Source organism: Synechococcus sp. A15-127 (assembly GCF_014280215.1).
Taxonomy (GTDB): Bacteria; Cyanobacteriota; Cyanobacteriia; order PCC-6307; family Cyanobiaceae; genus Parasynechococcus.
In genome coordinates this window covers 1,083,338-1,095,656 of record NZ_CP047948.1, presented here as the reverse complement: position 1 = coordinate 1,095,656, position 12,319 = coordinate 1,083,338, and the positions used below count along the sequence as shown (strand labels likewise).

At 60.8% G+C, this 12,319-nt stretch carries 24 protein-coding genes; 14 read left to right on the top strand and 10 right to left on the bottom strand.

Annotated elements, in window-relative coordinates; genetic code table 11:
• The first annotated feature begins 63 nt into the window (after positions 1-63).
• On the top strand, positions 64-312 hold the full coding sequence (locus SynA15127_RS05410; RefSeq protein WP_156957053.1) for a hypothetical protein: 249 nt from the start codon (positions 64-66) through the stop codon (positions 310-312).
• Positions 313-340: 28 nt separating this feature from the next.
• Here SynA15127_RS05410 and SynA15127_RS05405 read toward each other — a convergent pair whose 3' ends face one another.
• Positions 341-826, bottom strand: coding sequence for a hypothetical protein (locus SynA15127_RS05405; RefSeq protein WP_255475594.1), 486 nt, complete (start codon positions 824-826; stop codon positions 341-343).
• 8 nt (positions 827-834) lie between these two features.
• Positions 835-1,005 carry a hypothetical protein gene (locus SynA15127_RS05400; RefSeq protein WP_186485314.1) on the bottom strand — a complete coding sequence of 57 codons (171 nt, stop codon included), beginning with the start codon at positions 1,003-1,005 and terminating at the stop codon, positions 835-837.
• Between the two features lie 79 nt (positions 1,006-1,084).
• Here SynA15127_RS05400 and SynA15127_RS05395 point away from each other — a divergent pair, with 79 nt between their 5' ends.
• The gene (locus SynA15127_RS05395) at positions 1,085-1,582 is read left to right on the top strand and encodes a hypothetical protein (protein ID WP_186485313.1); all 498 of its coding nucleotides are present in this window, start codon (positions 1,085-1,087) and stop codon (positions 1,580-1,582) included.
• Positions 1,583-1,598: 16 nt separating this feature from the next.
• Positions 1,599-2,369, top strand: a complete 771-nt coding sequence (locus SynA15127_RS05390; protein WP_186485312.1) for a sulfite exporter TauE/SafE family protein — start codon at positions 1,599-1,601, stop codon at positions 2,367-2,369.
• Here SynA15127_RS05390 and SynA15127_RS05385 read toward each other — a convergent pair.
• Complete coding sequence (locus SynA15127_RS05385; protein ID WP_186485311.1) at positions 2,346-2,579, bottom strand: hypothetical protein; 234 nt, start codon at positions 2,577-2,579, stop codon at positions 2,346-2,348. The genes SynA15127_RS05390 and SynA15127_RS05385 overlap by 24 nt on opposite strands.
• Before the next feature lie 55 nt (positions 2,580-2,634).
• On the opposite strand from SynA15127_RS05385, the gene SynA15127_RS05380 reads away from it, so the two are divergent.
• Together SynA15127_RS05380 and SynA15127_RS05375 are read left to right on the top strand one after the other, a co-directional pair.
• Positions 2,635-3,162: a DUF1993 family protein gene (locus SynA15127_RS05380; RefSeq protein WP_186485310.1), complete on the top strand. Its 528-nt coding sequence runs from the start codon at positions 2,635-2,637 to the stop codon at positions 3,160-3,162.
• Positions 3,163-3,205: 43 nt separating this feature from the next.
• On the top strand, positions 3,206-3,475 hold the full coding sequence (locus SynA15127_RS05375; protein ID WP_043690650.1) for a hypothetical protein: 270 nt from the start codon (positions 3,206-3,208) through the stop codon (positions 3,473-3,475).
• Between the two features lie 8 nt (positions 3,476-3,483).
• Here the strand turns inward: SynA15127_RS05375 and SynA15127_RS13500 are convergent, their stop codons facing one another.
• On the bottom strand, positions 3,484-3,702 hold the full coding sequence (locus SynA15127_RS13500) for a DUF4278 domain-containing protein (RefSeq protein ID WP_186485309.1): 219 nt from the start codon (positions 3,700-3,702) through the stop codon (positions 3,484-3,486).
• 326 nt (positions 3,703-4,028) lie between these two features.
• Between SynA15127_RS13500 and SynA15127_RS05365 the strand changes: the two genes are divergently transcribed.
• The 4 genes from SynA15127_RS05365 to SynA15127_RS05350 are packed head-to-tail and all read left to right on the top strand — an operon-like array spanning position 4,029 to position 6,210.
• On the top strand, positions 4,029-4,973 hold the full coding sequence (locus SynA15127_RS05365; protein ID WP_186485308.1) for a DUF481 domain-containing protein: 945 nt from the start codon (positions 4,029-4,031) through the stop codon (positions 4,971-4,973).
• Positions 4,974-4,976: 3 nt separating this feature from the next.
• Entirely contained in the window at positions 4,977-5,411 is a 435-nt protein-coding gene (locus SynA15127_RS05360; protein WP_186485307.1) for a nuclear transport factor 2 family protein, read from the top strand.
• 56 nt (positions 5,412-5,467) lie between these two features.
• On the top strand, positions 5,468-5,632 hold the full coding sequence (locus SynA15127_RS05355; protein ID WP_156957051.1) for a hypothetical protein: 165 nt from the start codon (positions 5,468-5,470) through the stop codon (positions 5,630-5,632).
• Positions 5,633-5,649: 17 nt separating this feature from the next.
• On the top strand, positions 5,650-6,210 hold the full coding sequence (locus tag SynA15127_RS05350) for an ATP-binding protein (RefSeq protein ID WP_186485306.1): 561 nt from the start codon (positions 5,650-5,652) through the stop codon (positions 6,208-6,210).
• Here the strand turns inward: SynA15127_RS05350 and SynA15127_RS05345 are convergent.
• On the bottom strand, positions 6,185-6,418 hold the full coding sequence (locus SynA15127_RS05345; protein WP_186485305.1) for a hypothetical protein: 234 nt from the start codon (positions 6,416-6,418) through the stop codon (positions 6,185-6,187). The genes SynA15127_RS05350 and SynA15127_RS05345 overlap by 26 nt on opposite strands.
• 142 nt (positions 6,419-6,560) lie before the next feature.
• Here SynA15127_RS05345 and SynA15127_RS05340 point away from each other — a divergent pair, with 142 nt between their 5' ends.
• Genes SynA15127_RS05340 through SynA15127_RS05330 form a run of 3 tightly spaced genes read left to right on the top strand, consistent with a single transcriptional unit; the run spans position 6,561 to position 7,840 of the window.
• Entirely contained in the window at positions 6,561-7,013 is a 453-nt protein-coding gene (locus SynA15127_RS05340; RefSeq protein WP_186485304.1) for a hypothetical protein, read from the top strand.
• 25 nt (positions 7,014-7,038) lie between these two features.
• Positions 7,039-7,263, top strand: coding sequence for a hypothetical protein (locus tag SynA15127_RS05335; RefSeq protein ID WP_255475593.1), 225 nt, complete (start codon positions 7,039-7,041; stop codon positions 7,261-7,263).
• A gap of 7 nt (positions 7,264-7,270) precedes the next feature.
• On the top strand, positions 7,271-7,840 hold the full coding sequence (locus SynA15127_RS05330) for a DUF924 family protein (RefSeq protein ID WP_186485303.1): 570 nt from the start codon (positions 7,271-7,273) through the stop codon (positions 7,838-7,840).
• Here the strand turns inward: SynA15127_RS05330 and SynA15127_RS05325 are convergent.
• The 3 genes from SynA15127_RS05325 to SynA15127_RS05315 all read right to left on the bottom strand — a co-directional run bounded on the left by SynA15127_RS05325 (position 7,825) and on the right by SynA15127_RS05315 (position 8,450).
• Entirely contained in the window at positions 7,825-8,013 is a 189-nt protein-coding gene (locus tag SynA15127_RS05325) for a hypothetical protein (RefSeq protein ID WP_186485302.1), read from the bottom strand. The two genes, SynA15127_RS05330 and SynA15127_RS05325, sit on opposite strands and share 16 nt — an antisense overlap.
• Complete coding sequence (locus SynA15127_RS05320; protein WP_186485301.1) at positions 7,989-8,162, bottom strand: hypothetical protein; 174 nt, start codon at positions 8,160-8,162, stop codon at positions 7,989-7,991. The genes SynA15127_RS05325 and SynA15127_RS05320 overlap by 25 nt, the downstream gene beginning before the upstream one ends.
• Before the next feature lie 90 nt (positions 8,163-8,252).
• Entirely contained in the window at positions 8,253-8,450 is a 198-nt protein-coding gene (locus SynA15127_RS05315) for a hypothetical protein (protein WP_186485300.1), read from the bottom strand.
• Between the two features lie 211 nt (positions 8,451-8,661).
• Here SynA15127_RS05315 and SynA15127_RS05310 point away from each other — a divergent pair, with 211 nt between their 5' ends.
• Positions 8,662-9,252 (top strand): thermonuclease family protein, encoded by a 591-nt coding sequence (locus tag SynA15127_RS05310; protein WP_186485299.1) that lies wholly within the window; start codon positions 8,662-8,664, stop codon positions 9,250-9,252.
• A gap of 61 nt (positions 9,253-9,313) precedes the next feature.
• Positions 9,314-9,538: a hypothetical protein gene (locus tag SynA15127_RS05305; RefSeq protein ID WP_043690628.1), complete on the top strand. Its 225-nt coding sequence runs from the start codon at positions 9,314-9,316 to the stop codon at positions 9,536-9,538.
• A gap of 198 nt (positions 9,539-9,736) precedes the next feature.
• Here SynA15127_RS05305 and psbA read toward each other — a convergent pair whose 3' ends face one another.
• Together psbA and SynA15127_RS05295 are read right to left on the bottom strand one after the other, a co-directional pair.
• Positions 9,737-10,813 (bottom strand): photosystem II q(b) protein, encoded by a 1,077-nt coding sequence (psbA, locus tag SynA15127_RS05300; RefSeq protein WP_186485298.1) that lies wholly within the window; start codon positions 10,811-10,813, stop codon positions 9,737-9,739.
• A 145-nt stretch (positions 10,814-10,958) separates the two neighbouring features.
• Positions 10,959-12,272, bottom strand: coding sequence for a YcjF family protein (locus tag SynA15127_RS05295; RefSeq protein ID WP_186485297.1), 1,314 nt, complete (start codon positions 12,270-12,272; stop codon positions 10,959-10,961).
• Between the last annotated feature and the right edge of the window lie 47 nt (positions 12,273-12,319).

Genomic DNA, 12,319 nt, shown 5'->3' with positions numbered 1-12,319 from the left:
GATTGCATCGCTTTCTCGCCAGCATGCGCCAATTGATTTTCGGCTGATGCACAGCTGAGGTCAGTGCTTCAGCAAATGATGCGGCGCCGCGAGCCTGTGGTGGGCCATGTTGGGCGTGTCCTTCGCGTCGCGTCCGTGACCGATCGCAGGCCTTACACCGTCCTTTACAGGACGTCTGACAACAGCACCCTCGAAAACTGTTTCTACGCCTCTGATGCCTTTCAGGCTCGGTTGCTCGCCATCGAATTCAACAACTACATCAAGGACCACCCCAACCGCATCGTGAGGATCTTCAGCTCCCCCACCTGCTGAGCCGCCGTTCAGCAGGTGAGAACAGCCTTCAGATCAAGGCAAGCGGAAGGGGATGCTCCAGGGATAGGCAGTTGTGGTCGTCGTCGTTGGTGGTCCTTAATTCAAGGTTGAAGAACAGGGCCGACGGCTTCGACACATAAGGCCCCGCATGCCAGGTTCCCGGATGCAGCTTGATGCCCTCACCAGGGAGCAGTTTCAGCAGCAGAACAGAGTCGGAGCAGAGCCCGGCAGAGCCGGCTTCATGCGGAGCGACCGCGAGCCACCAGGGCTCGGCATCAGCGGATCCGAGGCACTGACTGACGCGGAAATGGCAGGTCATCGCCGCCACCACGGGAGGGCGACGCCTCAGACGCATCAAATAGAAGCGCGGTTGGCCGTCGGAGGCGAAATGAAGATCGGCATCCTCCGGACCGAATCTGGCTGGGTCGTCCTGAGGCAGAAGCAGGGTTCCACACGCCGAGAAACGGGAGTCCTGCGGTCGGATCGGCTTGATCACATCAGTCATCGGATCCATGGGGATCGTCAGCGTGAACCGACACTGATGTTGCCGGCACTGATCAGCTGTTCGAGCCTGGCGGTGAGCTTCTGCTCCGTGCGATCGAAGCCGTCATGGTTTCCGGCGACGTAGGCCAGCTCCTCACTGGTGATCACCTGATGGGTGACGGCATCCAGATAGATCTGAACCAAGGACATCGTTCCGACGTCAACAGGGCACAATCCTGGCAACAGTGGTTGGGAAACGGAGGCGTCCTTCGACACGGACGGAAGCGGTATGCACCCCCAGCGGATTCAGAGCCTCATCAAGGAGTGCGGCCTCGGTCTCTTCGACCTGGCCTGCCATGTCAGTGCCCTCACCAGCTGGGATCTCAACGTGCCGGTGGGTGTGATCGATGCCCGGCGAAGCACCCCGAAACTGACCGTCACCGCCATCGGAACGATCAACTCGGTGGTGCGGGCATCCGCCACCATCGGCCATCCGCTGATGCGGCGCTTCTTCGAGCGCATGGAGGCCGTCGGTGTGGATCAGGCCCTGAACGAATCCAACTCAGGGCCGGAATCCGAAGCCTTCGGAGAGGTCTGGCAGGCCTACAAGGACGAACGCCGCCGCGGCGAAGCACCGATGTGGAGCATCGAAGACGCCACAGATTTCGTGATGACCTCGCGGGAGGCGCTCAGCGATCGAGAAGTGGCCTGTGTGGCAATTCTTCCCGGAGAACCTCACGCCATCGTCACCTTCTCGGTACCGATCGCCTTCCTCACGAGCGGATGACCACCGCCGCATCCCGATGAGCCTGGAATCCCTGCTGCTGTTCCTGGGGCTCGGCCTGATCGCCGTGATCGCCAACGCGATGTCGGCGTTTGCCGGCGGCGGAGCCGGACTGGTGCAGCTGCCGGCCCTGATCTTGCTCGGCCTGCCTTTCGCCACAGCCCTGGCGACACACAAACTGGCCAGCGTGGCCTTGGGAATCGGTGCCGCCGGGCGTCACTGGCGGGCCAGCAGTCTCGATCCGCAGCTGTCAGGCCTCGTGTTGCTGGCAGGACTTCCCGGGGTGTGGATCGGGGCCAGTACCGTCCTGGCCTTGCCGGATCGTTTGGCCTCGGCTGCCCTCGCACTTCTCACCCTGGGACTGGGGTTCTATTCGGCCCGCCGACCTGAGCTGGGCCGTGAGGACCGACCGACGACTTGGACCTGTTCAACGATCGCCGTCGGGGCCGCGGTGCTCTTCGGAATCGGAATCCTGAATGGATCACTGACCTCCGGCACCGGACTGTTCGTGACCATCTGGCTGGTGCGCTGGTTCGGACTGAGTTACACCCGGGCGGTGGCCCACACGCTGATCCTGGTGGGCCTTGGCTGGAACGGCACCGGAGCCCTCGTGCTGGGAATCAGCGGGGAGATCCGCTGGGACTGGCTGCCGGCACTGATCGCGGGGTCGTTGACCGGTGGATACCTCGGAGCGCACCTGTCCCTGAAGCGGGGCAGCAGCATGGTGAAACGTGCCTTCGAGCTGCTGGCCCTGCTGATGGGCGTTTCACTTTTGATCCGGAGTCTCTGAGGGGTCGTCTGTCGCCAGAAAACGTCCGGCAAAACGGGTCGCCAGCACCACGGTGGCTGCCCCGTAGGCGATGAAGGTGGTGGCCTGACCGGCCGTACCGGTTTCGTAGACCTCGCCTGTGAGCAGCATCCAGTCCATCAGTGACGCAACCGTGCCCCAGATCACCACCCAGACCGAGACATAGGCAATACCGCGAAAGGTGGGGTTCACGCTGGCCGAAGCGACTGGCGAAAGGCTAAAGAAGCAGCACCAGCTCCAGACATCCGTGTCTCGCTCCTTTCACTCCGCTCTGGTTCCTCCGCTGGTGCGCAATCTGAACAATCTGAGCCACCTGCTGAGGAGGGCCGGACGTCACGCGGAGGCCTCGGGGTTCCCGATGGCCGTGCTTCTCTCCAGCCGGCTTTACCCCGACATGTTCGATCTCACCCGTCAGGTGCAGATCAGCACGGACATCTCCCGCCGGGGCGTGGCCCGTCTCTCCAGACGGGAGGCTCCCGTGATGGACGACAACGAGACGGAGCTGAGCCAATTGCTGGAACGGATCGCACGAAGCATCGACTTCATGGAGAGCATCACACCGGCGGAATTGGATGGGGCCGAAGAACGCGAGATCCGACTGCCCATCCCAGGAAGCATGGGGGGAGGCGAGCGGGTGTTCGAGGGGGAGGACTTCCTGCGCTCCTTCGTGCTTCCCAATGCCTATTTCCATGTGACCACCGCCTTCGCCATCCTTCGCCACAACGGCGTGCCGATCGGAAAGTTCGATTACCTCCTTGGCGACGATGCCCCCTGAAACGCAGTGCCTCCCGTAGTCTCAGCCCGGACAGGGAGTGGGGATGCCGAGGAAGCGCCGCAAGCTCAGCAAGGAGATGGAGGCCGAGATGGCCGCCGCTAAGCGCAAGATCGAACTGATCATGGCTCTGATCCATGACATCCGGGACGACGACATCCAGGGTGAATATCTGGAAGCCTTCGGGCAGATTCGTTCAGCCGTTGTGAACCTCGTGGCCAAATACACCACAGACGGGTTCTGCGAGGAGACCGAAGGCCTCCTCGCGCTTTACAAGGGCCTGATTGTGGAATTTGAAGAGGAGTTCGAGCTCTGAGACCGAGATCAGAGGCTGTAGGAGACCCCGCGGTAGCGGAAGTTGCCTGACTTCTGATCGGCAGGGCCGTTGCTGGCGCTGTATCCACACCCTCGGTAGGTGAGCGTGAGGGAGGAGCGAGCCTCGTCCTGACGGGCGCCGTACACGCCGCGGTCGTAACGGAGCTGCTGGGATTGAACTGATACGGCCTGCTCGTAAGCCTGGCCGCGATAAAGAAGCGTGGTCATGGGTCGCGTCCGAGATTGGCCGGCGTCCCCGTTCCATGGCGCCGGTCGAACTGCGCTCCGCTGTGTAGCGGAGTGAACGTTGTGTAGCGGTTGCTACAGAACCGTTATAGAGCAATGGCCAACGCGTGTGATGTTCAAGAGAGCACAGGTTTCACCTCTCCGCCCGCACACGCCAGCTCAGGTTTTCGGCCCGCCGGGGAGATAATCGACCGACTCATTCGATCGGTCGCCATGCCGTTGCGGCAGAACAAGAATCAAGTCTCTCCGCTACGACTGAAGATCACCCTTTTGGTCGCTGGTTTTGGACCAGTGATCGCCATCGGGCTATGGCTCCAGTCCAAGGGATTCTTCAGTTGATGGCCATTCATCACGCCCTTGCAGCCCCACTGTTTCTGGCGCTGTTTCTGACGCTGCCCGAAGGAGGGGCCGTCAAGGCTGAAACCATTCGACTCACCCTGAAGAACGGCGACACCATCAACGCTGAATTGGTGCCGGATGAGAGCTCGGAAGAGCGGAAGGTGGTGATACATCCTCAGCTCGGCCGACTGGAAGTGAGCCGGGATGCCATCCGACCCGAGCCGACACCCCCTGCCTGGAAATCCTCGATCTCCGCAGGAGTCATCGGGAACAAAAAGGATGGGGATGACGACGTCACGGCCACATTCGCAGCAACATCGACTTACAAAAAAGACGGCGACAAACTCAGCCTGAAAGGGGGATACAACTACAACACCACCCGGGACGGGAATGAGCCCTTCAAGGTGCAGACGAACAAGGGCTCCGCGACCGTTCGCTACGACCGAAGACTCAGCCGAGGCCTCTCGCTGGTCACATTGGCCGACTACGTCTACAACGGCACGAACGAGGCCAGCGTCAACACGGTGAAAGGGGCCATCGGGCTCGGAGTTCCACTGATCAACACCCCATCCACCCAGCTGACGCTTTCTCTCGGCCCCTCCTTTCAATGGGGTAACGGAGGGAGCGACTGTGACACCGACTCAGCCTGTGGCCGGACCTACCCCGGAGCCAGCTTCACCACAGAGCTGGACTGGACACCGAATCCATCCTTCCGCATCAGTCTCGACAACAACTTCTCAGCCCTTGCAGCCTCAGAGTTGAAACCCACCAACAGCTTCGGCGCCACCATCAAATATTTCCCGTCCATCACCAGCGGCATGTTCACTTCCTTGCAATTCCTCTCCACTTACAACAGCATCGCCAAGCCGGAGATCGACAACACCGTCAACGGTCAAGTCGGAATCGAGTTCTGAATCATGCTGATGCCTCCCCTCAACAGTGACGACCTGCGTCGACTGTTCAGCAAGCCTTACGGAACTCCCGGCCCCACCCCGGAGCAATGGAAAGCGGTCTACGCCGAAGACGTTCTGTTCATCGACCCAACTCAGGAACAAAAAGGTATCGATGCATACATCCGCGCCCAGGATGGTCTGATGAAGCGGTGCGACGATGTGTTCCTGGAAACAGAAAGCGTGGCTCTCAACGATGAAGTGGCTTTCGTGGAATGGCGCATGGGCCTGAAGATCAAAGGGATCGAATTCATCTACCCGGGTGCAACAAGGCTCGTTTTCGGGAGCGATGGACGCATCACCAATCACAGGGATTACTTCGATTTCGTGGGTCCGACCTTCGGCCCTGTCCCTGTTCTGGGGCCATTCGTGCGCTGGATCTACAAACGATTCGTGTCTTGACAGTGACCGCATCAAAGTGAAAATCAAGGCATGATGATTTAACTCCGCTTGTTCTGATGGACCACGAACTCGACAAAGTCATCGCATGGATCGACGATCGCGATGCTGAAGCCGAGCAGTGGCTCAATGAACAGGCTGCTGAACGCTTCAATCTGAAACCGGAATCCGAAATGGCTGCCTACCTCGCAGCTGTTCTTTCATCCGACCTTCTTCCGGACTGAAGCCCCTGCATTGCCACATGCTGATCGGCCCTCCGGCCAGCGGCAAATCCACCACCGCTCAAGAGCTGGCAGCACAGCTGCAGGCCCTGGTTCTGTCAACGGATGTGCTGCGTGAGGAGCTGTGGGGAGATGCGTCGATTCAGGGTCCCTGGCCCGTCCTCGAACGCGTGCTGCACTGCAGGATCCGGGAGTCCGTCGAAGCCGGGCGACCCGTTTTGATCGATGCCACCCACGCCCGCCGCCGCTGGAGGCGGCGGTTGATCCACGCATCCGGCCTGCCTGCCGAGGTGCGCTGGGTGGGTTGGTGGATGCAGACGCCGCTCAGCATCTGTCTGGTCTGGAATCGACGCCGAACCCGCCAGGTGCCGGAGGAGGTTATCCGTCGGTTCGCCGCCCCACTTTCAGACCCGCAGGCCTGTCCGACGCTGTCGGAAGGCTTTGAAGCCCTGCATCCACTGGATCCCAGCCGCGGGGGCCTGCAGGATCAGATCCGCCAGGCCATCAAGGGAACAGCTCTCAATCAGGGAACAGCTCTCAATCAGGGAACAGCTCTCAATCAGGGAACAGCCAAGGCGTGATCACGAACTGGAACAGATGACGCGACGACTGAAGCTTGATGAGAAACAGAGACCAACACAGAAGCATCAGCGCAAAGGCCAGCCAGAGTCCGATCAACCAGCAGGGCAGATAGATCAGAACTCTCAACAGCAGCCACGGATAGAGAATCCAGATGCCGGCATCGCGCAGGCGAAGCAGGGATTCGGCTCTGGGCTGGCGGCGGCTCACGCCCCATCCACAGGGAACCGACTCACTCTCTCCAGAACCGGCTCACAGCAGCTGAGCGTTGTCTTGGAACCCGCTGAAGAATGCGTCAGCACCACCCGTTCCCGTTCTCAGAAATAGAACCGGAACAGAACGCGAAGCCTCCATGGGACGACCACGGAAGTTCGAGGGCAAAGGGAAGAACACCGAGATCGAGACCACCGTGCGGATCGACATCCGGGAGGTGGAAAGCACAAAGGACGGGGAAGTGACCTCGTCACGGACCCTGGAGGAGAGCCGCATCATCAACCGGGGCATCACAAGGGCGCGGGACATCGAACTGGAGTTCCGCGACTGCAAGCAGTCAGGAAGCGATCTGGGGCTGTTGCACCACAAATTCTTCATCGGTCGCGGTCGTCCCTTCCGTCACAACCAGAACGGGGAACTGAGCCTGATCGTTGGCACCTACAACTGCTCCTGGGGAGCACACAACAACCTGGAAAGTCTGATGATTTTCCGACGCGAGGATTGCAGGGAAATCATTGATGCCTACCCAACGGAATTCTTCGGAATTGTCTGTTCCAGGAAACTGGCCTGGGGCTACTGGCCCCAGGCATGAAGAAAGGTGAGCAGACGCTGCAGTCATGCACCGCCATGTCGAACCTGCATGCACCTGCAACAGGTTGATGAGCCTCGGCGAACTGTTCCTGGAAGCCATGGCCTCCGGCGTGATCACCAAAGGGGAGGTGGCCTGGGTGACGTGTCATCAGGATGACTTCAACCGCACGGAGGAGGCGGTGGCCCAGCGGCTCGGGCGACTGATGGACGAGGGCAGCATTCAGCTGGGGTGCCGGCTGCCCTCCGCCTGAGCTCGGATTGGCCTCCGACGCCCCGGTTCAGGCCGACGCGATCCTGAACTTCTGGTTTCAGGAGTGTCGTCCGATCCAGTGGTTCCAAGCAGATCCGGGGATGGACAGCGTCATCCGCAGCCGGTTCGGTACCGCGGTGCAGCAGGCGATCGACGGAGACTGCCAGGACTGGCATCGGGGACCAAAGACAGCCCTGGCCCTCGTGCTCCTGCTCGATCAGTTCCCAAGGCACATCTGGCGCGGCAAGGCGGCGGCCTATGCCGGAGACAGCCAGGCTCTCCAACTCAGCCTGCTTGCCGAAAGGCATGGCTGGCTTCAGCAGGAAGAGCAGCGAGCCCGACGTCAGTTCTGGTTGATGCCGAGGCTTCACAGCGAGGACCTCGAGGTGCAGACCCAGGCGCTGAGCCTGTTCGAACGATGGACAGATCCACGAACCCATGCCGTGGCCTTGCGGCACAGGGAAATCATCCGAAGCTTCGGGCGGTTCCCGCACAGAAACACAGCCCTGAAGCGCAGCTCAACGCCCGCTGAGCTGCAGCATCTTCAACAGAAGAGATCAGCTCAGAGCGCCCGCTGATGCAACCGACGCCGGCCGCCGGACCTGCCGCGCATCCGTTTCACCATCCGGCGACCGGCACGGCTGGACCGAGCCACCTCCAGCTGATTCCAGCGCCAGCCCAGAAGGGAGACCAGCACAACCAGCACAACCAGCAGCAGCCCGACGGTCACAGGCAGAGACTGCTGCGCCACAGCTCCTGCTCATCCCCCAGATGGTGGCGCATGCAGCTGCTGATGCAGTCATCGTCTCCATCCACAGGACATTGGGTGATGCACTCAAACCAGGCATCCACGGCATCCCAGGTCCTGGTTGTTCCGGGGCCGTCCTGTTCGTTCGCCATCACAACCCAGCGCCTTGAAACCGTTGTAAGCCCTCCGGCGACAGGAGAGCATCCACCAGTCACAAGCCTTGAGAAACGGCATGCCGCCGATCAGCGCTCACCCTCCTGATCCAGGGAGAACTCCAGCAATGCGGCATACAACAGGGTCCGCAGACGCTGCAGATCCTGCTGCTCCACGGGATCGGGTCCGCCAGGCCATTTCTGCAGATAGAACTCCACCGAGCGGTGAAGCAGGCGAATGGCCGCGATATCCAGATCGAACTGAAGCGTGGGGGGCTGGTCGGTCATCGGTCGATTCTCCGACCCCCATCCTGAAGTCTCCTGCCTTACTCAGCTGCGACTCAACTGCTGGTCAGGGCAAGAATTGATCGTTTACAGTCAGCAAAGAGATGACATCACTTCCGATTAATCATCAATAAGCATGGACACATTCACCGTCAGACGAGTGATCAGCGGTGACACATTCGTCATCAAAGACAAGACTATCGGAAAGGTAAAGGTGCAGATCGCCGGCATCACGTCGGCCATCAGTGCCAACGGGAACTGCGATGAGCGCTTTCGCGACATCCTCACCGGCCTGCTGCCGAAGGGCTCAGACGTTGAACTCAACCTCAAGGATCTGGATGATCAGGGCAATGCGACATCGGAGGTCATCTTCCAGGGAGATATCGCCAGGAAATTGATCAAGCGAGGCTATGCACAGGTGAACCTGGCTCGCCTTGAAGACATCAGCCCATCCAGACTCAAGAAGCTGGAAAGGCTCCAGCAACGCGCCATGGACAAGAAGAAAGGCTTCTGGAGTGATGCATTCACCGAGTGCAGGCCAGAAGACTTCCCCGGCGAAGCGATGTCCACCGAAGCGGAGATTACTTCGACCAACCAGCTGCCGGAGTTCACCACAAAACCCGACAGCGGCATCCCGGGATACAACGGCGCCAGCGACATCCAGTGCAGCACCTGCTCGTGGACCGACATCGGCTTCGTGCCGGGGCAATCCACCCAGCTCTTCGGAGATCAGGACATCACCGTCGCCACACTGTTCGACCCGGAACTCGTCGGCCCTGACATGGCCGAACCGATCACAGGCTGAACAGCAGCTCGACACCTGCACCGGACTCGTTATAGTACAGATGTACTGACTCGAGCCGAGCATGGCGCCCCCCATGGAGAGGTCTGTTCTGCGACCCAGCCGGTCACTGATGACCTGCATCACCTGCCAGTGCTTCCGGCATCAGACAGACGATGACGGCACCACACACCCCGCCTGCGAGCTGCACGCCTCCACGATTCCTCAGGGCCACCATCTCAACCACCGCTGCCATCAGTGGCTGCCCCGTCTGGAACTGAAGATCGGCTGGTGCCCCGAAGCCGCCTGAACAGGGACACCAGAGGAGGGGGGATCGACCGATTCAGAGCTGTCTGATGAGGGCGGGAACCAGAAATGCCCTCACCAGATCGAGGTCCACGGAGAAGCGCTTCAGCACACAAAAAGCCCCCACCTTGCGGTGAGGGCTTTCCGATTCAGTTGATCTGAATCGTTTTGGCTGTTCCAGAAGGAACAGGTTGATTCCAGATCAACCGATGGCAGGTGCCTGCAGAGCCACAGGAGTGGACTCAACAGCAGCCAGGTCGAGGGGGAAGTTATGAGCGTTGCGCTCGTGCATCACTTCCATGCCGAGACCGGCACGGTTGATCATGTCGGCCCAGGTGTTCACAACGCGGCCCTGCCCATCAAGGATGGACTGGTTGAAGTTGAAGCCGTTCAGGTTGAAGGCCATGGTTGACACGCCCATGGACGTGAACCAGATGCCGACAACAGGCCAGGCAGCCAGGAAGAAGTGAAGGCTACGGCTGTTGTTGAAGGAGGCGTATTGGAAGATCAGGCGACCGAAGTAACCGTGGGCAGCCACGATGTTGTAGGTCTCTTCCTCTTGGCCGAACTTGTAGCCGTAGTTCTGGGACTCGGTCTCGGTGGTTTCACGCACCAGGGAGGAGGTCACCAGGGAGCCGTGCATGGCGGAGAACAGGGATCCACCGAACACACCTGCGACGCCCAGCATGTGGAAGGGGTGCATCAGGATGTTGTGCTCGGCCTGGAACACCAGCATGAAGTTGAAGGTGCCGGAGATGCCCAGGGGCATGCCGTCGGAGAAGGAACCCTGACCGAAGGGGTAGACCAGGAACACAGCGAAGGCAGCTGACAGCGGAGCGCTGTAGGCGACGCAGATCCAGGGGCGCATGCCCAGGCGGTAGGAAAGTTCCCACTGGCGACCCATGTAGGCGGAGATGCCGATCAGGAAGTGGAAACAGACCAGCTGATAAGGGCCGCCGTTGTACAGCCACTCGTCGAGGGATGCAGCTTCCCAGATGGGATAGAAGTGCAGGCCGATGGCGTTGGAAGAGGGAACAACAGCACCGGAGATGATGTTGTTGCCATAGAGGAAGGAGCCGGCGACAGGCTCGCGGATGCCGTCGATATCAACCGGGGGAGCGGCGATGAAGGCGATGATGAAGCAGATGGTGGCTGCCAGAAGACAGGGAATCATCAGCACGCCGAACCAACCCACGTAAACGCGGTTGTTGGTGTCGGTCACCCACTGACAGAAGGCTTCCCAGTTGCTCTGGCGTCCGCTGCGGATGGCGGTGGACATGAGAGAGAAATGAAGACGGAAACAACCCCCCTGAAAGAAGGGAAGGTTGTGAAAAGCCTATGGAGTACCGCACTTATTACACGTCGATTAAATATTCCGACGCAGGTCTCAATTCAACTTCATGAAGCACTTTATGAAGACGTCATTAAGTTGTATGAAGCAGCCACTGCTGGGATTGCTTCATGAAGCCTCCCCAGTCCAATCGTTCCTGTTCGGCAGCCTTCGCCACAAGAACCGGCGCCTCCCGCTTGAGCCGCTCCAGATCCAGTTCATCCACCCCTGCATTCAACGCCAGCCAGTCCGCCATGGAACGCCCCACGACGCGGGTGAGGTAGGCAGCGCTGATCGCCTGCATCGTGCCCGCCACCAGCCAGCTGCCGCCATCCAGCTTCGCCAGCCCCAGCAGCATCTGGCTGCTCCACTCCACCACCCCCTGAGCAAGGGCGGCTCGGGCGAGCTGACCGGCAGCCTCCCGCAACACATCAGGCTGCAGATCCGTGCCCCACAACGTGCCCATCTCACGCAGCATCAGACCGTTGGCCACCGCCACCGCCAGCAGATCAAGGCTGGGCAGAGGGGATGCCAGCACGGAAGCCGCCACGATCCACTGGGTCCGCTGCTGCAGCGCCTGGAAGCGACGGCGACGGACCCGCTCAAGGTCAGCCTGCCACTGCTGATGCAGGTCCCTCAGCAGGCGCTGACGGGTGTCCTGAAGGTTGCGGATCGGTGCTCCCAGCTGACGGCGCAAGGGCTGAAGCACATCCCGTAGCAAGCCATCCGGCCGCTGGACCAGCACGCGATCCACCCAGCGGGCGGGAAGCTGAGCCAGCAGGGACTCGCTGCAGCGCCGATCACTCTCCCCGGCCGTGCTCCGCACCAGCAGCCACGTCGGCTGATCCTCCGGCAACTGCTGGATCCAGAGAAGGTCCTCCGCAAGCAGCGGTGCCGCAAGGCTGAACAGGATCAGCTCCTGTTCTTGAAGCACCGTCGGCCAGGTTCTGGACCCCTCCGCACTGGCCAGGGGACGCGCCACGGACAACGTCAGCGGGGCCGCACCGGCCAGGGCCTGCTCGAGCTCCCCCTGCTGCGGGCAGGTCGCCGGATCGACGCACACCAGCGCCAGCCGTTGCGGACCCGAACGCTGGACCACCGCATCGAGCTGCTGGCGTCGGACATCACCGTCGGGCTCCAGCGTTTCGAACTGATCCAGAACCTCCCTGCAGCGGGCGATCCAGCCCTGAAGGGATGCAGGTTCCTGAAAGCGGGGAGGCGTCGACCCGCGGCTGAGCCACCAGACCCCGGCGCCGGTGAGCAACACGCCGAGGCCACCACCGGGGACGTGCAGCAGATCACCGAGCAGCCACTGCCCCAGAAACAGTCCACCGCCAGCAAGAGCGAGCCTGCCGGTGAGGTCCTTGGGCACCGGGAGAAGCTTCGCCAGCGGGACCGGGGGATTCACGCAGCAGACCTCAGGGGCAATCGTCGTCTTAGCTCAACCTCCAGCAT